Raw genomic sequence first — 17,880 nt, 5'->3', positions numbered from 1 at the left:
AGGCTGCGATCTTTTGATGTTGTCTTTAAAGATCAAAAGATCGCAGCCTTCGGCAGCTCCTACAGGGAATTGATCAGTGATTTCAAGTCTTGCGTGGAATTGTGGAAAACAAATTCCCATAGCTGCCAAAGCGCGACATATAGACGCTGCAAATGGCTGTTTTTCCACAGTTTTGACTTGTCCCCGGTTACTGTGGAGCTGGCTGTGAATAACGTGGGTGTATCTGGCTGCGCGCCTTGTGCGCCGTGGCCTGCAAGGATGTGGTTGTTTTTTGATCAGGCGTTTTTACGAGAGCGGGAGACGTCGTTGTCAACCTTTTTTTGGGTGCCACCTCAGCGGCCATTGCATGTCAACAAGCCTGTGGATAAGTCTGTGATTAAACTCTGGAAAGACTGCGCTGAGGGCCGTAATTACTGGCCTCGCGCAATCACTGTGTTGACTGTCCGCTCGTGCAAAATGCCATGTCCCGCACATCCGCCACTTCAGGGTCAAGCAAAAAACTTTCTATTTCGCCCGCAAAGCCTTGTGTGGCGCGGCTTTGCGCGTTTGCACTTGCCCCCGGAAACTGTGGAAGGGGCTGTGGATAACATGCGTGCACATGGCTACAGGCCACGGTTGCTATAGCGTTGGTGCGATTGGTTGTTTTTTGTACAGCTTGTGGGTGTTGCCCGTGAATGCGCGGGCGGGCATGCTGCCTGCTGATTTTCTATTCCAAGGGCTGCCCCGGCGGTCGAAGCAAGGAGAACACGATGTCCAACACCCTGTTTATCACCGGCGCGACGTCCGGATTTGGTGAAGCCTGTGCCCGCCGTTTTGCCGAGGCTGGCTGGAAACTGGTGCTGACCGGTCGTCGTGAAGAACGCCTCAATGCGCTGTGCGCCGAGCTGTCGAAGCAGACCGAAGTGCATGGCCTGGTGCTCGATGTGCGCGATCGCAAGGCGATGGAGGAGGCGATCGCCAACTTGCCGCCATCGTTCGCCAAGCTGCGTGGCCTGATCAACAACGCAGGTCTGGCACTGGGCGTGGACCCGGCGCCGAAGTGCGATCTGGACGATTGGGACACCATGGTCGACACCAACGTCAAAGGCCTGATGTACGCCACGCGCCTGCTGCTGCCGCGCCTGATCGCCCATGGCCGTGGCGCCGGCATCGTCAACCTTGGCTCCATCGCGGGCAACTATCCGTACCCGGGCAGCCACGTGTATGGCGCGACCAAAGCGTTCGTTAAACAGTTCTCGCTGAACCTGCGTTGCGACTTGCAGGGCACCGGTGTGCGGGTCAGCAACATCGAGCCAGGACTGTGTGAGAGCGAGTTCTCGCTGGTGCGTTTTGCTGGCGATCAGGAGCGTTACAACGCGACTTACGCCGGTGCCGAGCCGATCCAGCCGCAGGACATCGCCGAAACGATTTTCTGGGTGATGAATGCGCCGGCGCACATCAACATCAACAGCCTGGAATTGATGCCGGTGAGCCAGACCTGGGCCGGGTTTGCCATTGAGCGCAATAAGGCCTGACACCGCGTTAAGGCCAATCGCTGGCAAGCCAGCTCCCACAGGTTTATTGGCGTACACAAATCTTGTGAACGGCTCGATACTTGTGGGAGCTGGCTTGCCAGCGATGAGGCCAGAACAGGCAAAAAATGGCGATAAGGTAAACTCCCCTCACAACAACCTAACCGCACCCCGCGGTTTTCAAGGTTTTTCGAGGAGTCAAAGTGAGTAACCGAGGTGAGCAGGCACTGCTCAAACAATCGACCATTCTGATGTTGGCTGTGGCGATTGCCGGGATCGTCACCGGTTTTGTTTCAGGTTCGCAATCCATCCTTTTCGATGGTTTTTTCTCGCTGATCGCAACGTTCATCAAAGTTCTGATGCTGATCACTGCCAAGCTGATCGCCAAGGAAAGCAATCACCGTTTCCAGTTCGGTTTCTGGCATCTGGAGCCGATGGTGCTGCTGATCGAAGGCAGCTTCCTGATGTTGATCGCGATCTACGCGTTCCTCAACGGTGTATTCGGCATCATCAACGGTGGCCGCGAGATCGAACTGGGGCTGGTGATCATTTATGCGGCGGTGTTTACCGTTGTCGAGTTCGCTTATTTCTTCTACGTGCGTCGGCGTAACCGCAAGCTCAAATCCAGCCTGATCCAGTTCGACAACATCAGCTGGCTGGTGGACGCGATGCTGTCCGTGGGCCTGTTGATCAGTTTCCTCGCGGCGTTGCTGCTCAAGTCCCAGGGCTATGGCGAGTGGGCGGTGTATGTCGACCCGTTGATCCTGATCGTGCTGGCGCTGACCATGTTGCCGCCAGCGTTCAAGATCCTTGGCCCGGCCTTACGCGATGTGCTGGGGATTGCGCCGGATACACTGGATGATCAGGTCCGGCAGGTGATGGAGGCGGCGAAAACCGAGCATGGTTTCGATGATTACGTGTCGTACGTGCAGAAGCACGGACGGGCACGGTTTATCGAGATTCATGTGGTGTTGCCGGCGGATTATGCGTTGAGCAATGTCGGACAGCTGGATGCGTTACGCGAGGAGATTTCGGCGAAACTGGGCAAGCCGGATGCGGCGCGATGGTTGACCATCAGCTTTACCGGGGACAAGAAGTGGATTGCCTGAAGACCGCGTAACGGCCATACGTCGGATCGCCGCCCGGAATAGGCTCACTCCTACATTTGGAATGCGTTCCCCTGTAGGAGTGAGCCTGCTCGCGATAGCTATTTATCCGTCAGCGCAGATATTCAGCCAGGCCGCTATAGCAAGTCGCCAAGTGATACGGCGTAGTCGAAGGCATGTCCTTGCGACTCACCTCTCCCAACTCATCCCGGCACTCATGCCAGCCACCCGCATGCAGAAACCGCTGCTGCAAAGCCTGCAACTGGCGCAGCACCACCGCTTCACTGCCCTGACGCAACGTCAGTGCGCGCAGATATTCCGCCTGCGCCCAGATCCGCTGGGTCGAGTCTCGCGGGCGTCCGTCCATTTCCAGATCGAGCATTGCCCGCACCGCGCCGGATGGCTGCACCACACCGTATTGCTCGGTGAACGCAAACGCTCGATCCAGTGCGGCGTGCAATTTCGAACCGCGCAACAACGGCGACGATTCGAGCAGGAAATACCATTCGAACTGGTGCCCCGGCTCATACCAGTTATCCACAGCGCCGAGCGGCTTCTCCATCAACACGCCATATTGCGGATCGACGAACCGCTTGTGCATGGCTGTGCATAACTCCAGCAGTGCTTTCTGTGTCTGGGCATCTTCGCGCACGGCAAGGGTCGCGAGGAATGCTTCAGCCAGATGCATCAACGGGTTTTGCAGCGGACCGGTTTGCAGGGTGATCCAGTCGCGTTCCAGGCAGGCTTCGTACAATCCATCGCCGGTGGCGAAGCGTCGGCCAATGATTTCCAGGGCCGCGTTCAGCGTCGACTCGACCAGCGGATCGCCGGACTTTGCCCAGTAATGCGCGCAGGCAAACAGGATAAACGCGTGGGTGTAGAGATCCTTGCGCTGATCCAGCGGCTTGCCCTGGGCATCGATGCTATAGAACCAGCCGCCATGATCGGCATCATGAAAGTGCCGTTGCAAGGAGCGGAACAGCGCCGCCGCACGGACTTCAGCGTTATCCACAACTCCGATCAGACTGGAAAACAGATACAGCTGTCGCGCACAGGCCATCGCCCGGTAGCGCTGCGGTGGCAGCGGCTGATGCGCGGCGTCCAGCGCCTCATAGGGCAACGCCATGTCGGCGTTCCAGCCCGGGCCTTGCCAGAGCGGCACGATCACGTCGACGAAGTGCTGTTGCACAGCGCCAAACAGGGCGGTCAATTCAGGCAGGGAGGTGGAGCGGGAAGCGTGGGGCATGGGCGGACGTCGTCACGGCTGGGGCGATTGCGCGACATGGTAGCAGAGCGGCGGCCGTTAGAGTCTTGGTGTCTGATCGGCCGTCATCGCCGGCAAGCCAGCTCCCACAGGTGATTGGGTCAGTCCACAATTGTGTGAACACCAAATATCCTTGTGGGAGCTGACTTGCCAGCGATGAGGCCGGTACAGGCGATGGAGATTAGCCTGCCAGCAGCCAGGCGCCTGTTATTGCTGAGGCAGCACCTGCAAGGCGCACCAACGGTGCCGCAGCCTTAGGCAGGAAACGCACTACTGCATAACCCGCCGCATGCAGTGCAGCTGTCGCGGCCACAAAACCCGCCGCATACGCCCAAGGACTGCTCATGTCCGGCAGTTCCAAGCCATGCGCCACGCCATGGAACAGCGCAAATACCGCCGTCGCCACCACCGCCATGACCAACGGCGGACGCACCGCCAGCGCCACCGCCAGACCCAACGCCAGCACCGACGCGGCAATCCCGCTTTCCAGCGCCGGCAATTCCAGCCCTTCAAACCCAAGCATGCCGCCAATCAACATGGTGCCGACAAATGTGCACGGCAGCGCCCAGCGCGCCGCGCCTTGCTGCTGCGCCGCCCACAAACCGACCGCCACCATCGCTAGCAAATGGTCGAGGCCGCCGATCGGGTGGCTGATACCGGCGATCAAGCCACTGTCGCCATGCCCCGGGTGTGCGAAAGCCAATGCCGGCGTCAGCAGCAGCGCCACGGCGCCAAGAATACGTTTGAGTGTCATGGATAAGCTTCCTTGTTGAGCAGTGAATCAGGCTGCGGTCAGCAGGCCCTGGCGTTCGATGAAGGCGATGATTTGCTCAAGGCCCTGACCGGTTTTCTGGTTGCTGAAAACGAACGGCTTGCCGTTGCGCATGCGTTTGGTGTCGCTGTCCATCATCTCCAGCGAGGCGCCCACCAGCGGCGCGAGGTCGATCTTGTTGATCACCAGCAGATCGGATTTGCAGATCCCCGGTCCGCCCTTGCGCGGCAGCTTGTCGCCGGCCGAGACGTCGATCACGTAGATGGTCAGGTCGGACAGCTCCGGGCTGAAAGTCGCCGAGAGGTTGTCGCCGCCGGATTCCACCAGAATCAGATCCAGCCCCGGAAAACGCCGGTTCAGTTGATCGACCGCTTCAAGGTTGATCGAGGCGTCTTCGCGGATCGCCGTGTGCGGGCAGCCGCCGGTTTCCACGCCGATGATCCGCTCCGGTGCGAGAGCTTCGTTGCGCACGAGGAAATCGGCGTCTTCGCGGGTGTAGATGTCGTTGGTGACCACGGCGAGGTTGTAGCGCTCGCGCAGCGCCAGGCACAGGGCCAGGGTCAACGCGGTTTTGCCGGAACCGACCGGGCCGCCGATGCCGACGCGCAGAGGTTGTGTGTTCATCGAGTGTTTCTCCTAAGAACGGAAGAGTCGGCTGTACTGGCGCTCGTGGGCCATGCACGCCAGGGACAGACCAAACGCGGCGCTGCCCATGTGTTCGGGATCGATTCGGCTGGCGTCCTGCTGCGCCTGTTGCAGCAGCGGCAGCAGTTCGCTGGTCAGGCGTTGCGCGGCTTGCTGACCCAGCGGCAGGGTTTTCATCAATACGGCGAGCTGGTTTTCCAGCCAGCTCCACAACCACGCGGCGAGCGCGTCCTGCGGGTTGATACCCCAGGCGCGCGCGGCCAGCGCCCAGCACAGGGCCAGATGCGGTTCAGTGCATTGATCGAGAAAGCTGCGGGCGGATGCGTCGAGTTCTGGCAAGCCATTGAGCAGTTGCTGCAACGAATAGCCCATCTGCCGGCTCTCCAGATGCAACTCGCGCGTCTCGCGACTGGCGCGATGGCTTTCGCAAAGGATCTGCAAATCAGCCCACTGTTCATCCGCCGCCGCCTGGCAATGCGCGAGCAATAGCGGCGCTTCGAAGCGAGCGAGGTTGAGCAGCAACTGATCGCTGATCCAGCGCCGAGCGCTGTCCGGGTTGTTGACGCGGCCGTTATCCACGGCCATTTCCAGGCCTTGCGAATAGCTGTAGCCGCCAATCGGCAGCTGCGGACTGGCCAGGCGCAGCAGCGCCCAGGCCGGATTCACAGGCGTACGCCGAACTGATGGAGTTTCGGCGCGTAATTGAAGTCTTCGTCGCCGTGGCGTGAATGGTGATGGCCGCCGCCATAGGCGCCGTGCTCCGGCTGGAATGGCGCTTCGATCGCTTCGACCTGCGCACCAAGCTGTTCCAGCATGGCTTTGAGCACGTAGTCGTCGAGCAAACGCAGCCAGCCATCGCCGACTTGCAGGGCGACGTGGCGGTTACCCAAGTGATAGGCAGCGCGGGTCAGTTCGAAGGCGTTGGCGCAGGTGACATGCAACAGGTGTTCGGGACGGGCGCAGACGCGGACGATGCGGCCGTCTTCAGCCTGTAGGCATTCGCCGTCATACAGCGGCGACTGACCGCGCTCCAAAAACAACCCGACGTCTTCGCCCTCGGCACTGAAACAGCGCAAACGGCTTTTGCTCCGTGCTTCGAAGGTCAGGTGCAACTCGGCGGCCCAGACGGGTTGAGGGTCGATTCTGCGGTGAATCACCAGCATCGGAAAGCTTCCAGCTATGGACAATACTCTGGCTAGAGCAAGGGCCTTGCCAATCGGACGAGATGTAGGAAATCCCTGTCGGAGCGTAGTGGATGTTTCAAGATGTTGCGGGAATATGAAAGGTTTTGGTGCGTGAAGATTTTTTAATGCACCAAATGGAGGCTGTGACACCGCACCTTTGTAGGAGTGAGCCTGCTCGCGATAGCGCAGTGTCAGTCAGCAAATATGTAGCTGTTAAACCGCTATCGCGAGCAGGCGAAGGCCTACAGGGGACCGGATGTATCAGTAAGGAAGAGGTTGCTACTCGGTACTGCCTAGCCCTTGCCAGTGCTTGAGGCCGATAAAGATAAAGCGCAGTTGCTGGGTGATCTTCGCCTGCGGCGTCAGATGCTCCGGCAGGGCTTCGGCGGGCGGGTCGATGATGTCGGGGAGGGTAGCGAACACCGATTTGACGATCAGGTCAGCCATCACGCTCAAACCGGCGGCATCCAGATGCTGCAGTTTGGGCATCATCGTCAGGTCGGCCGCGAGGTCGGAACTGATGTTCTCGCGCAAGCGCCCGATCGCCTGGCGCACCGGCAGCGAACCGCCGTACTGCTCGCGCGCAAGAAACAGAAATTGCGAGCGATTGGCGCTGACCACGTCGAGGAAAATCCGCACCGAGGCGTCGATAATGCCGCCCATGACGAATTCGTTGTGGCGCACCAAGCGAATGGTTTCGCGGAAGGTCTGGCCGACTTCGCTGACCAGCACCAGGCCTAACTCGTCCATATCGGCAAAATGCCGGTAGAAACCGGTGGGCACAATCCCGGCGGTTTTCGTCACTTCGCGCAGGCTCAGGCTGCCGAATCCTCGGCCGCTTTCCATCAGGTGGCGGGCAGCGTCCATCAAGGCGTTGCGGGTCTGTTGTTTCTGTTCGGCGCGGGGCAGCATCGCAGGGTGTGTTCTTTGGCAGGACAAGCGCCGCACTCTAGCAAATCGGCTTTGTCGGCGTCGAACGGGAGGGCATGCAGCGGAAGATTTTATCGGGCCGGAAAAGTCAAAAGCCCAATCCGTGGATTGGGCTTTTTTTCGAGGCCGCCATGGGCTTAGCTCAAAGCGCTGTTGCGTTCGATCACACGGTCACCACCACCTTCGGCAAGGGTCTGGCCTTGTGGAGTGCGATCGCCGCCATCGGAAGCCAGGGTCTGGCCTTGTGGGGTGCGGTCGCCGCCGTCAGAAGCCAGGGTCTGGCCTTGTGGGGTGCGGTCGCCGCCGTCAGAAGCCAGGGTCTGGCCTTGTGGAGTGCGGTCGCTACCGTCAGACGCCAGAGTTTGACCTTGAGGAGTCTTGTCGTAGCCGTCTTGAACCAGACCTTTCTCTTCCAGGCGATCGCGGCCGCCTTCAGCCAGGGTCTGGCCTTGTGGAGTACGGTCCGAACCATCAGCTGCTACGGTTTGGCTGAATACCGAGTGGCTGGATTTAACTTGCGGAGTCGCTTGGTCGGCAGCGGGCAGGGCGAAAGCAGTGCTGGCTAGCATCGACAGGGTAAGGCTGAGCAGTAATTGGCGTTTCATGATGGGTTGCTCCTTGGGAGGGCGATAAAGTGGGTACGAGGGCAATGCTACTCTCGATAAGTCGATATAAAAGTTCATAAACGCAATGGTAATAATCAACAGAATTGATTGTTCTGCCGGGAGGCTCTAGATCGCGGCTTTCCGGCCGACGGTTTTGCACCGAGGTGGGTATTTCCGACTCACTCGCGCCTCGCAAAAGTGCGGTCGCGGTAACACTGTTCGACTGATTGGTCAGATTTCGCGCGACTTTTTGCGCAGTAATCGGCCTTTCGATTAAACCTGCGGCTGGTTTGCCAGTCGTAGATTTCATGAGGGCCGCTTTGGCCCGCCGTTTCAGCCGTGCGCCGCAGTCTCTGCGTGCGGTCGTGATCAGGAGCTTTGTGCATGACGCGCACTGGAAAAATCTTCAGCTGGACCTTCGCCATCCTCGTGCTGCTACTGGCCGTGCTGGTATTGATCATCGTGTTCTTCGACTGGAACCGGATCAAACCGCCGCTCAACGCCAAAGTCTCGGAAGAACTGCACCGACCGTTTGCCATCAACGGCAATCTCGCGGTGATCTGGCAGCGCGAGCCGGACGAGGGTGGCTGGCGCGCGTGGGTGCCGTGGCCGCACGTGGTCGCCGAGGACTTGAGCCTGGGCAACCCGGACTGGTCGAAGCAACCGCAGATGGTCACGCTCAAGCGCGTTGAGCTGCGTATCTCGCCGCTGGCGCTGTTGGCGCAACGGGTGGTGATTCCGCGCATCGATCTGACCGAGCCCAATGCCCAGTTGCAGCGTCTGGCCGATGGCCGCGCCAACTGGACGTTCAAGTTCGACCCGAAAGATCCGAACGCTGAGCCGTCGAATTGGGTCGTCGACATCGGCGCCATCGGTTTCGACAAGGGCCATGTCACCCTCGACGATCAAACGCTCAAGACCAATCTCGATGTGCTGATCGATCCGCTGGGCAAGCCCATTCCGTACAGCGATATCGTCGGTGCCAAAGCAGCGAAAACCGCCCAGGACAAGGGCGGTGCACCGCAGGATTATGCGTTTGCCTTGAAGGTCAAAGGCCAATACCACGGGCAGAACCTCACCGGCCAAGGCAAGATCGGCGGGTTGCTCGCCTTGCAGGATGCGCGCAAGCCATTCCCGCTGCAGGCCCAGGCGAAGATCGGCGACACCAGCATCGAACTGGCTGGCACGCTGACCGATCCGCTCAATCTCGGCGCCCTCGATCTGCGCCTGAAACTGGCCGGCGCCAGCCTCGGCAATCTCTATCCGCTGACCGGCGTGACCCTGCCGGATACGCCACCGTACGCCACCGACGGCCATTTGATCGCCAAGCTGCATGACGAGGCCGGGGCGAAATTTACCTATGAGCAGTTCAACGGCAAGATCGGCAGCAGTGATATTCATGGCGACCTGACCTACGTCGCCAGCCAGCCGCGACCAAAACTCAGCGGCGCGTTGCTCTCCAATCAACTGTTGTTCGCTGACCTCGCACCGCTGATCGGCGCCGACTCCAATGACAAGCAAAAGGCCCGCGGTGGCGAGAGCAAACAGCCGGTCGATAAAGTGCTGCCGGTGGAAGAGTTCAAGACTGATCGCTGGCGCGCGATGGACGCCGACGTCGAGTTCACCGGCAAGCGCATCGTCCACAGCGAGAAACTGCCGTTCAACGATCTTTATACCCACCTGAAACTCAACGACGGCGAACTCAGCCTGGAGCCACTGCGCTTCGGTGTCGCTGGCGGTAATCTCGATGCACAGATTCGCCTCAATGGCCGCACCGAACCATTGGAAGGCCGGGCGAAGCTGACTGCGCGCAGGTTCAAACTCAAAGAGCTGTTCCCGACTTTCGAACCGATGAAGACCAGTTTTGGTGAGCTGAATGGCGACGCCGATATCACTGGTCGCGGCAACTCGGTGGCCAAGCTGCTGGGCGGCGCCAACGGCAAATTGAAGATGTTGATCAACGACGGCGCGATCAGCCGTGAGCTGATGGAACTGGCCGGGCTCAACGTCGGCAACTATGTGGTCGGCAAGATCTTTGGCGACAAGGAAGTGAAGATCAACTGCGCAGCCGCCGACTTTGACATCAAGACCGGTCTGGCGACCACGCAGTTGTTTGTCTTCGATACCGAGAACGCGATCATCTATATCGACGGCACGGCGAACATGGCCACCGAGCAACTGGATCTGACGGTAACGCCGGAATCCAAGGGCTGGCGTTTGATCTCCCTGCGTTCGCCGCTGTATGTGCGGGGCAAGTTCATCAAGCCGGATGCCGGCGTGAAGGCCGTGCCGCTGATGTTGCGTGGAGCGGGGATGGTTGCGTTGGGCGTGATTGCCGCACCGGCGGCGGGGCTGTTGGCGCTGGTGGCGCCGAGTGGCGGTGAGCCGAATCAGTGTGCGCCGTTGCTGGAGCAGATGAAGGCGGGCAAGGCGCCTGTCACCGTAAAACCGACCAAGTAATCTTCAGCGTTATGAAAGACGCCATCGCGAGCAGGCTCACTCCTACATGGGAACGCATTCCACATGTAGGAGTGAGCCTGCTCGCGATAGGGTTTAGAGGTCGTTCAGGATGTCAGCCATGTCATCGGCATGTTCTTCTTCCTGCGCCAGAATATCTTCGAAGATACGCCGCGTAGTCGGGTCTTTCTCGCCGATGTACTGAATGATCTCGCGATAACTGTCGATGGCGATCCGCTCGGCAACGAGGTCTTCGTAGACCATCTCTTTGAGGGTGTTGCCGGCCACATATTGCGCGTGGGACATTTTCGACAGCAGGTCGGGGTTGAACTCAGGCTCGCCGCCTAATTGCACGATGCGCTCGGCCAGACGGTCGGCGTGCTCGGCTTCCTGGGTGGCGTGCTCGAGAAACTCTTCGGCGGCCACATGGGCTTTCACGCCATTGGCCATGAAATAGTGGCGCTTGTAGCGCAGCACGCAGACCAGTTCAGTGGCCAGCGATTCATTGAGCAAGCGCAGCACCTCTTCACGGTCGGCGCTGTAGCCCTCGGTGACGGCGCCATTCTCGACGTGTTGGCGCGCACGGTCGCGCAAGGTTTGAACATCTGACAGATGCAGGTCGTCGCTCATTTCGATCTCCTGGAGGCTAATCCGATTGTCGCCACGTTCTGCGGACGCGGTCGCTACCTAAGCTGTGAGTCATGAGCGTTGCAAAAAGTTTTACCCGATTTGCTGCGACCTTGGCACCAGTCCCGAGCGCTGCGCTTCGTCGCGCAACCAGGCAAAAAACGCCCGCACCGGCGGATGCCGCTCACGCCCCGGCACACACAACGCGCTGTAACCGGCGCCATCGACCTGAACCTCGCCCTTGTACGGCACCAGCAAACCGCTGGCGACGCTCTCCGACACCAGAATATTGCTCGCCAGCACCAGCCCTTGCCCGGCGATCGCCGCTTGCAGGGCGTAATGTTCTTCATCGTATTCGCGGATCGCCGGTTGCTGGTTCAGCCAGTTTTCCTCGGCCTTGGCGCACCACGCTTCCCAGCCATGGGCATACAGTTTCGAGTTGTGCCAGCGCACGCTGATCAACGTTGGCGTACGCCGCGCGGCCAGCGCCACTTGCTCGGGCGAGCCATAAACGCCGAACGATTCATCGAACAGGCACAGACCGTGCAGGTTCGGGTAGTCGTCGAGGCTGTAGCGCAACACCAGATCGACGCTGGCGTCCTGATGCAGATCGATGACTTCGCAGTGGGTGTCGAGGCGCACGTTGATGTTCGGATGCTGCGCATAAAAGCGTCCGAGGCGCGGCACCAGCCACAGCGCGGCAAACGCGGCGGTGGTCGATAGCGTCAGCGTGCTGGCGTTGCGCTGCGGGCGCAGGGTATCGACGCTCTGCGCCACTTCCAGCAATGCGCCGTGCAGGCTGCGAAACAGGCGCTCGCCGCCCTCGGTCAGGCGCACCTGGCGTGGCAGGCGTTCGAACAACGCGAGGCCGAGCCAGTCTTCCAGCGACCGGATCTGGTGAGAAATCGCCGTGGGCGTGACCGACAGTTCTTCGGCGGCAGCCTTGAAACTGAGCAGCCGTGACGCCGATTCAAAAGCGCGCAGGGCGGTGAGAGGCAGCGAGGCGAACATTGAAAACTCCATGGATGAAATAAACTCATCCAGACTGACTTTTGCTCATTTGAGGCTTAGGGGTGACACCTGCAATCTGCAACGACACGCCAACTCAAGTCTAGCCTCAAGGAGTTTTAGATGAGCAAAATTCTTGCGATCCATGCCAGCCCACGTGGCGACCGTTCCCATTCGCGGCGTCTGGCGGAACATTTTCTCAGTGCCTGGCAGGTGCGTCATCCGCAGGCGCAAGTGACTCGCCGCGAGGTCGGGCGGGCACTGATTCCGGCGGTCAACGAAGCCTTTGTCGCCGCCGCGTTTTATCCACAGCCTGAAACACGCCCACTGTCGATGCAGGCCGATCTGGCCCTGAGCGATCAATTGGTTGGCGAGTTGTTCGAGCACGACCTGCTGCTGATTTCCACACCGATGTACAACTTCAGTGTGCCCAGCGGCCTCAAGGCCTGGGTCGATCAGATCGTGCGCCTGGGGCTGACCTTCGATCACACGCTGGACAATGGCGTCGCCCAGTACACGCCTTTGTTGCAGGGCAAGAAAGCCTTGATCGTCACCAGTCGCGGTGGCTTCGGCTTCGGTCCGGGTGGTGAACTGGAAGCCTTGAACCACGCCGATCCATGGTTGCGCACGGCGCTGGGTTTCATCGGCATCAATGACGTCAGCGTGGTCGCAGCCGAGGGCGAAGAGTCCGCCGAACGCACTTTCGCGGTATCGGTGGCCGAGGCGGAGCAGCGTTTGCTCAGCCTTGCCCGGGAGTTCTAGGTGGCCTGGCTGTTCCTGCTGATCGCCGCCGGGTTTGAAGTGACCTTCGCCATGGGCATGAAGTACGCCGAGGGCTTCACCCGGCTGTGGCCCTCGTTGATCACGGTGATTGCGGCGGTCGGCGGGATCTACTTCCTGACCCTGGCGATGCGCGAGCTGCCGGTGAGCATCGCTTACCCGATCTGGACCGCGATTGGTTCGCTGGGCACGGTGTTCCTCGGCTTTGCCCTGTTGGGTGAGAGCCTGACGCTGGTCAAACTGGTTTCGGTAGGGCTGATTGTGGCGGGGGTGGTGGGCCTGAAGTAGGCTGGTCGTTGAGTTGTCATGATCAGGGAGGATGCTTGGCGGGCGTTTTGCACGTCTGGCATCCACTCACCGACCACAAGGATGTTTGCCCATGTCGACGCGTTATCCATTGGTGTTGGTGCCCGGAATGCTCGGGTTTATCCGGCTGGTGCTCTATCCGTACTGGTACGGCATCGTCAAGGCACTGCGCCGGGGTGGTGCGACGGTGATTGCGGTGCAGGTGTCGCCGCTCAACTCCACAGAGGTGCGCGGCGAGCAGTTGCTGGCGCGCATCGATGAGGTCTTGCGCGAAACCGGGGCGCAAAAGGTCAACCTGTTCGGCCACAGTCAGGGCTCATTGACGGCGCGCTATGCGGCGGCGAAGCGGCCGGATCTGGTGGCCTCGGTGACGTCGGTCGCCGGACCGAATCATGGTTCGGAACTGGCCGACTATCTGCAAAAACATTACCCGGCGGACAGCGCCAAGGGTCGTGTGCTTGAGGCATTGCTGCGTTTTGTCGGCTGGCTGATGGCGCTAATGGAAACCGGTTACCACGGGCCGAAACTGCCGGTGGATATTCACGCCTCGCATCAATCGCTGACCACTGAGGGCGTGGCGCTGTTCAACCAGCGTTATCCACAGGGCTTGCCGGAAACGTGGGGCGGGCACGGGCCGGAAGAGGTCAACGGCGTGCGCTATTACTCGTGGTCGGGGACATTGCAGCCGGGCAAGACTGATCGTGGCGGGAATTTGTTTGACGGGACGAATCGAAGTTGCCGGTTGTTTGCGAAAACGTTTGTGCGTGAACCGGGGCAGTGCGATGGGATGGTCGGGCGGTATAGCTCGCATCTGGGCACGGTGATTGGTGATGACTATCCGCTGGACCACTTCGATATCGTCAATCAGTCGCTGGGGCTGGTCGGCAAGGGTGCAGATCCGGTGCGACTGTTTGTCGAGCATGCGGCGCGGCTGAAGGCTGCAGGCCTTTAGGATCAAAAGATCGCAGCCTGCGGCAGCTCCTACGGGTTCAGTGTCGAACACAGATTTTGTGAACGCCCCGAACTCATGTAGGCGCTGCCGCAGGCTGCGATCTTTTCCATCAGGCAACGCTGACTCGGCGGCCCAACACGGTGGTCCAGCGCTCGGAAAGAATCACCCCGCCCAGCGTCAACAACCCGCCCACCAAGTGATACATCGCCAACTGCTCCTTCAACACCACCGCCGCAATCAGCGCGGTAATCAATGGCAGCAGGTTAAAGAACAACGTCGTGCGGCTCGGCCCCAGACGCTGCACAGCCTGCATCCACGCCAGCGGCGCGAGCATCGACGCCAGCAGGCACGCATACAGCACGAGCGGAATGTTCTGCAGAGTCAGCCCGGTCTTCGGCGAAGCTGCGTATAGCGGAAACAACACGACAATCGCCACCAGCACCTGCAGATACAGCAACACCAGCGGCGGCAGGCGCAGCTGCCATTTTTTCAGCAAAGTGCTGTAGATCGCATAGGCCAGGGTGGCGATCAACATCATCGCATCGCCCATGTTCACGCCGTGCTGCAGCAACGCGCCGAGGCTGCCGGAGGACACCACCACCAGCACACCGGCAAACGACAACACCGCACCGACCAGTGCCCCCGCCGTCAGGCGCTGACCGAGACTGATGATTGCCATGGCCAGCGACATCAACGGCATCAGCGACAGGATGATGCCCATGTTGGTGGCGGTGGTCAGGGTTGCGGCGAAGTAGGCGAGGCTTTGATACACCGCCATGCCGAGTACGCCGAGGATGAAAATCTTGCCCAGGTTCGGGCGGATCTGCGGCCAGTGCGCGATCACCGCTTTGAGCATGAACGGGGTGAACAGCAAACCGGCGAGGAGCCAGCGATAGAAACCGATCTCGGCGGGGAAGATTGCCCCGACCGCGAGTTTGTTGATCACGGTATTGCCGGCCCAGATAAAAATCGCCAGCAGCGGAAACGCGTATTGCATGAGTTGAAACCATTACGTTGATGAAGGGCGATTATCCCTTGTCTGGATGCAGGCCTATACTTCGAACCGGACAACCTGCCTCTGAAACCGGACAGCATGAACAGCAAACACATCGATCTGCTGGATTTCAGCGAACTGCCATCGGCGGTGTACTTCCGCTACGCCGACTTCAATGCCCATGAATACGCCGCGCCGCATCGCCATCCGTGGGGCACGCTGGAGTACGCCGCTCATGGCGTGCTGCACATGGACGTCGACGGCAGCCGCTTCATGTCACCGCCACAGTACGCGGTGTGGGTACCGCCGCAGGTCGAGCACAGTTTCTACAGCCATCAACCGGTCAACTATCGTGCGGTGTGCCTTGATCCCGAGGTTTGTACCGAGTTGCCGAAGCGCGCCTGTACCCTGGCGATCAGTGACATTCTCAAGGCGATTCTCAAAGACTTCGCCGCCCGCGACGTGAAGATTCCCGAACGGGATGCCGATCAGCGTCTGGCGCAGGTGCTGGTCGATCAATTGCAGCAGGCACCCGTGCACGAATGTTATCTGCCGTACGCGAGCAGTCCGGGGTTGCTGGCAATCCTCGAAACCTTGCAGGCCGAACCGGGCAACAATCAGCCGCTGGCGCATTGGGCGCTGCAAGTGCACGTCAGTGAGCGCACGCTGGCCCGGCAATTCGTTCGGGAGTTGGGGATGAGTTTCGGCGAGTGGCGCCAGCGTCTGCGTTATCTCGCGGCAATCGAGGCGCTGGAGACGTCGCGCAGCGTACAGGAAATCGCCTTCGATCTTGGTTACAGCAGCGGCTCGGCATTTATCGCCATGTTCGCGCGGCAGGCCGGTTGCACGCCGGAGCAGTATCGCCGTAGCCATCTGGAAGGCAGGAAGGTGTAACAAGATTTGGCTACACTCCAGCAGAGGCCGCCCCCATCGGAGCGGCGACAAGGAGAAAACTCCATGAAGATGTTGCGTGTGCCGTTGTTGATGATTGGTTTGCTCCTGTGTTCCCAGGGTTTCGCCGCCACGGCGCAACAGAACAAAATGACCACCTGCAATGCCGATGCGACCGCCAAGAGTCTGAAAGGCGATGAGCGCAAAACCTTTATGAGCACCTGCCTCAAGGCAACGCCAGCGGCCAACGATGCCAAGGCCCTGACCCCGCAGCAGGAAAAAATGAAAACCTGCAACGCCGACGCGAAAACCAAAGCCCTGACCGGCGATGCGCGCAAGACGTTCATGAGTGATTGCCTGAAGAAAAAATAACCTGGTTCTGTGGGGGGCGCCCTCACCCTAACCCTCTCCCAGAGGGAGAGGGGACTGACCGCGGTGTCTCAAGAAACTCGTCGACCTGAAAAAACCGGTCGATTATGGATTCCATGGCGCTATTTCAGGTCACCGGGTATCCAGAGCATCCCCCAATCGGTCCCCTCTCCCGGAGGGAAGAGGGGACTGACCGTGTTGTTTTCAGATATCCATCGACCTGAACTATCTGGCCGATTCTGGATTCAATACAGGACTGGCAGGTCGCCGGATTTTTTCGCCATTCCTCGATCGGTTCCCTCTCCCTTTGGGAGAGGGTTAGGGTGAGGGGACCTGAAGCACCGCATATCCCTAGTGCTCCCCCCGGAACGCTGGCAGACTGCCAATCCTTTTACGCCGTTCGTTTTGAGGCTGTATGCCAACGTTTTCTGAGCGTCATGTAGTGTTCTGGGTCAGTTGCATCATCATTTTCGGCGGTTTGCTGCTGGTGCTACCGTTGCGCTTGTTGCCGAGTCTGCTGGCCGGGCTGTTGGTATTTGAACTGGTCAACATGCTCACCCCGCAACTGCAACGGCTGATCGAAGGCCGCCGCGCGCGTTGGCTGGCGGTGGCGTTGCTCGGCACTTTGGTGGTGAGTGTGCTGGCGTTGATCTTCGCCGGCGCGATCAGTTTTCTCCTGCATGAAGCGGAAAACCCCGGCGCTTCCCTCGACAAATTCATGGGTGTGGTCGACCGCGCGCGCGGGCAATTGCCGCCGTTCATCGACGCCTATCTACCGGCCAGTGCTGCCGAGTTTCGCGTGGCGATTGGCGAGTGGATGAGCAAGCACCTGTCTGACCTGCAACTGGTCGGCAAAGACGCCGCACACATGTTCGTCACGCTGCTGATCGGCATGGTGCTCGGCGCGATCATTGCCTTGCAGCGCATCCCCGACGTGACCAAGCGCAAACCGCTGGCTGCGGCCCTGTTTGATCGCTTGCACTTGCTGGTGCAGGCCTTCCGCAACATTGTCTTCGCGCAGATCAAGATTTCCCTGCTCAACACCTTCTTCACCGGGATCTTCCTCGCGGTGATCCTGCCGATGTTCGGCATCAAGTTGCCACTGACCAAAACCCTGATCGTGCTGACCTTCCTGCTCGGCCTGTTGCCGGTGATCGGCAACCTGATGTCGAACACGCTGATCACCATCGTCGGCCTGTCACTGTCGATCTGGGTGGCGATTGCCGCGCTGGGCTATCTGATTTTTATCCACAAGCTCGAGTACTTTCTCAACGCGCGCATCGTTGGCGGGCAGATCAGTGCCAAGTCGTGGGAGTTGCTGTTGGCGATGCTGGTGTTCGAGGCCGCGTTCGGCCTGCCGGGGGTGGTGGCGGGGCCGATTTATTATGCGTACCTGAAGAGTGAGTTGAAGTTGGGCGGGATGGTCTAACCACTCCGTGATCGTTCCCACGCTCTGCGTGGGAATGCATCCCGTGACGC

Annotated in this window: 19 protein-coding genes; 9 read left to right on the top strand and 10 right to left on the bottom strand. The window is 59.8% G+C overall.

All coding sequences use genetic code 11. The annotated features are described in order from the left end of the window. Nucleotides 1-749: 749 nt before the first annotated feature. Together PMI23_RS09680 and PMI23_RS09675 are read left to right on the top strand one after the other, a co-directional pair. On the top strand, nt 750-1,514 hold the full coding sequence (locus tag PMI23_RS09680) for an SDR family oxidoreductase (RefSeq protein WP_007915905.1): 765 nt from the start codon (nt 750-752) through the stop codon (nt 1,512-1,514). Nucleotides 1,515-1,714: 200 nt separating this feature from the next. After that, entirely contained in the window at nt 1,715-2,620 is a 906-nt protein-coding gene (locus tag PMI23_RS09675; RefSeq protein ID WP_007915907.1) for a cation diffusion facilitator family transporter, read from the top strand. 109 nt (nt 2,621-2,729) lie between these two features. Here the strand turns inward: PMI23_RS09675 and PMI23_RS09670 are convergent, their stop codons facing one another. The 7 genes from PMI23_RS09670 to PMI23_RS09640 form a co-directional block, all read right to left on the bottom strand. Further along, complete coding sequence (locus tag PMI23_RS09670; protein ID WP_007915908.1) at nt 2,730-3,863, bottom strand: AGE family epimerase/isomerase; 1,134 nt, start codon at nt 3,861-3,863, stop codon at nt 2,730-2,732. A gap of 199 nt (nt 3,864-4,062) precedes the next feature. Next, nucleotides 4,063-4,635 carry a HupE/UreJ family protein gene (locus PMI23_RS09665; protein ID WP_007915909.1) on the bottom strand — a complete coding sequence of 191 codons (573 nt, stop codon included), beginning with the start codon at nt 4,633-4,635 and terminating at the stop codon, nt 4,063-4,065. Nucleotides 4,636-4,662: 27 nt separating this feature from the next. After that, entirely contained in the window at nt 4,663-5,277 is a 615-nt protein-coding gene (ureG, locus tag PMI23_RS09660) for an urease accessory protein UreG (protein ID WP_007915910.1), read from the bottom strand. A 12-nt stretch (nt 5,278-5,289) separates the two neighbouring features. Continuing rightward, entirely contained in the window at nt 5,290-5,964 is a 675-nt protein-coding gene (locus tag PMI23_RS09655) for an urease accessory protein UreF (protein WP_007915911.1), read from the bottom strand. Further along, nucleotides 5,961-6,461, bottom strand: coding sequence for an urease accessory protein UreE (gene ureE, locus PMI23_RS09650; protein ID WP_007915912.1), 501 nt, complete (start codon nt 6,459-6,461; stop codon nt 5,961-5,963). Before ureE ends, PMI23_RS09655 begins: the two co-directional genes overlap by 4 nt. A 300-nt stretch (nt 6,462-6,761) precedes the next feature. Beyond that, nucleotides 6,762-7,394 carry a TetR family transcriptional regulator gene (locus tag PMI23_RS09645; protein WP_007915913.1) on the bottom strand — a complete coding sequence of 211 codons (633 nt, stop codon included), beginning with the start codon at nt 7,392-7,394 and terminating at the stop codon, nt 6,762-6,764. 155 nt (nt 7,395-7,549) lie between these two features. Then, the gene (locus PMI23_RS09640) at nt 7,550-8,017 is read right to left on the bottom strand and encodes a hypothetical protein (RefSeq protein WP_007949781.1); all 468 of its coding nucleotides are present in this window, start codon (nt 8,015-8,017) and stop codon (nt 7,550-7,552) included. A 384-nt stretch (nt 8,018-8,401) separates the two neighbouring features. Between PMI23_RS09640 and PMI23_RS09635 the strand changes: the two genes are divergently transcribed. Then, nucleotides 8,402-10,477 carry an AsmA family protein gene (locus PMI23_RS09635; RefSeq protein ID WP_007915918.1) on the top strand — a complete coding sequence of 692 codons (2,076 nt, stop codon included), beginning with the start codon at nt 8,402-8,404 and terminating at the stop codon, nt 10,475-10,477. 93 nt (nt 10,478-10,570) lie between these two features. Here PMI23_RS09635 and PMI23_RS09630 read toward each other — a convergent pair whose 3' ends face one another. Continuing rightward, nucleotides 10,571-11,104, bottom strand: coding sequence for a ferritin-like domain-containing protein (locus tag PMI23_RS09630; RefSeq protein ID WP_007915920.1), 534 nt, complete (start codon nt 11,102-11,104; stop codon nt 10,571-10,573). Nucleotides 11,105-11,194: 90 nt separating this feature from the next. Next, complete coding sequence (locus tag PMI23_RS09625) at nt 11,195-12,124, bottom strand: LysR substrate-binding domain-containing protein (RefSeq protein WP_162130184.1); 930 nt, start codon at nt 12,122-12,124, stop codon at nt 11,195-11,197. Nucleotides 12,125-12,232: 108 nt separating this feature from the next. Between PMI23_RS09625 and PMI23_RS09620 the strand changes: the two genes are divergently transcribed. The 3 genes from PMI23_RS09620 to PMI23_RS09610 all read left to right on the top strand — a co-directional run bounded on the left by PMI23_RS09620 (nt 12,233) and on the right by PMI23_RS09610 (nt 14,147). Continuing rightward, entirely contained in the window at nt 12,233-12,871 is a 639-nt protein-coding gene (locus PMI23_RS09620; protein ID WP_007915922.1) for an FMN-dependent NADH-azoreductase, read from the top strand. Then, on the top strand, nt 12,872-13,177 hold the full coding sequence (locus PMI23_RS09615; protein ID WP_007915923.1) for a DMT family transporter: 306 nt from the start codon (nt 12,872-12,874) through the stop codon (nt 13,175-13,177). It abuts the gene before it with no gap. Nucleotides 13,178-13,268: 91 nt separating this feature from the next. Then, nucleotides 13,269-14,147: an esterase/lipase family protein gene (locus tag PMI23_RS09610; RefSeq protein WP_007915924.1), complete on the top strand. Its 879-nt coding sequence runs from the start codon at nt 13,269-13,271 to the stop codon at nt 14,145-14,147. Nucleotides 14,148-14,256: 109 nt separating this feature from the next. Here PMI23_RS09610 and PMI23_RS09605 read toward each other — a convergent pair whose 3' ends face one another. After that, nucleotides 14,257-15,144, bottom strand: coding sequence for a DMT family transporter (locus PMI23_RS09605; protein WP_007915926.1), 888 nt, complete (start codon nt 15,142-15,144; stop codon nt 14,257-14,259). 96 nt (nt 15,145-15,240) lie between these two features. On the opposite strand from PMI23_RS09605, the gene PMI23_RS09600 reads away from it, so the two are divergent. The 3 genes from PMI23_RS09600 (at nt 15,241) to PMI23_RS09590 (ending at nt 17,830) form a co-directional block, all read left to right on the top strand. Further along, nucleotides 15,241-16,035 carry an AraC family transcriptional regulator gene (locus PMI23_RS09600; protein WP_007915928.1) on the top strand — a complete coding sequence of 265 codons (795 nt, stop codon included), beginning with the start codon at nt 15,241-15,243 and terminating at the stop codon, nt 16,033-16,035. A gap of 63 nt (nt 16,036-16,098) precedes the next feature. Continuing rightward, nucleotides 16,099-16,404 carry a PsiF family protein gene (locus tag PMI23_RS09595; protein ID WP_007915930.1) on the top strand — a complete coding sequence of 102 codons (306 nt, stop codon included), beginning with the start codon at nt 16,099-16,101 and terminating at the stop codon, nt 16,402-16,404. A 412-nt stretch (nt 16,405-16,816) separates the two neighbouring features. Beyond that, nucleotides 16,817-17,830, top strand: coding sequence for an AI-2E family transporter (locus tag PMI23_RS09590; RefSeq protein ID WP_007915933.1), 1,014 nt, complete (start codon nt 16,817-16,819; stop codon nt 17,828-17,830). Nucleotides 17,831-17,880: the final 50 nt, after the last annotated feature.

The sequence above is a fragment of the Pseudomonas sp. GM24 genome, assembly GCF_000282235.1.
GTDB lineage: Bacteria > Pseudomonadota > Gammaproteobacteria > Pseudomonadales > Pseudomonadaceae > Aquipseudomonas.
This window is presented reverse-complemented; position numbering and strand designations above follow the sequence as displayed.

What these genes read in the sequence shown, in the direction of transcription:
- PMI23_RS09630 (WP_007915920.1), bottom strand. Translation starts at nt 11,104, where the DNA reads ATGAGCGACGACCTGCATCTGTCAGATGTTCAAACCTTGCGCGACCGT.
- PMI23_RS09610 (WP_007915924.1), top strand. Translation starts at nt 13,269, where the DNA reads ATGTCGACGCGTTATCCATTGGTGTTGGTGCCCGGAATGCTCGGGTTT.
- PMI23_RS09645 (WP_007915913.1), bottom strand. Translation starts at nt 7,394, where the DNA reads ATGCTGCCCCGCGCCGAACAGAAACAACAGACCCGCAACGCCTTGATG.
- PMI23_RS09670 (WP_007915908.1), bottom strand. Translation starts at nt 3,863, where the DNA reads ATGCCCCACGCTTCCCGCTCCACCTCCCTGCCTGAATTGACCGCCCTG.
- PMI23_RS09590 (WP_007915933.1), top strand. Translation starts at nt 16,817, where the DNA reads ATGCCAACGTTTTCTGAGCGTCATGTAGTGTTCTGGGTCAGTTGCATC.
- PMI23_RS09600 (WP_007915928.1), top strand. Translation starts at nt 15,241, where the DNA reads ATGAACAGCAAACACATCGATCTGCTGGATTTCAGCGAACTGCCATCG.
- ureE (WP_007915912.1), bottom strand. Translation starts at nt 6,461, where the DNA reads ATGCTGGTGATTCACCGCAGAATCGACCCTCAACCCGTCTGGGCCGCC.
- PMI23_RS09640 (WP_007949781.1), bottom strand. Translation starts at nt 8,017, where the DNA reads ATGAAACGCCAATTACTGCTCAGCCTTACCCTGTCGATGCTAGCCAGC.
- PMI23_RS09635 (WP_007915918.1), top strand. Translation starts at nt 8,402, where the DNA reads ATGACGCGCACTGGAAAAATCTTCAGCTGGACCTTCGCCATCCTCGTG.
- PMI23_RS09665 (WP_007915909.1), bottom strand. Translation starts at nt 4,635, where the DNA reads ATGACACTCAAACGTATTCTTGGCGCCGTGGCGCTGCTGCTGACGCCG.
- PMI23_RS09625 (WP_162130184.1), bottom strand. Translation starts at nt 12,124, where the DNA reads ATGGAGTTTTCAATGTTCGCCTCGCTGCCTCTCACCGCCCTGCGCGCT.
- PMI23_RS09595 (WP_007915930.1), top strand. Translation starts at nt 16,099, where the DNA reads ATGAAGATGTTGCGTGTGCCGTTGTTGATGATTGGTTTGCTCCTGTGT.
- PMI23_RS09620 (WP_007915922.1), top strand. Translation starts at nt 12,233, where the DNA reads ATGAGCAAAATTCTTGCGATCCATGCCAGCCCACGTGGCGACCGTTCC.
- PMI23_RS09605 (WP_007915926.1), bottom strand. Translation starts at nt 15,144, where the DNA reads ATGCAATACGCGTTTCCGCTGCTGGCGATTTTTATCTGGGCCGGCAAT.
- ureG (WP_007915910.1), bottom strand. Translation starts at nt 5,277, where the DNA reads ATGAACACACAACCTCTGCGCGTCGGCATCGGCGGCCCGGTCGGTTCC.
- PMI23_RS09680 (WP_007915905.1), top strand. Translation starts at nt 750, where the DNA reads ATGTCCAACACCCTGTTTATCACCGGCGCGACGTCCGGATTTGGTGAA.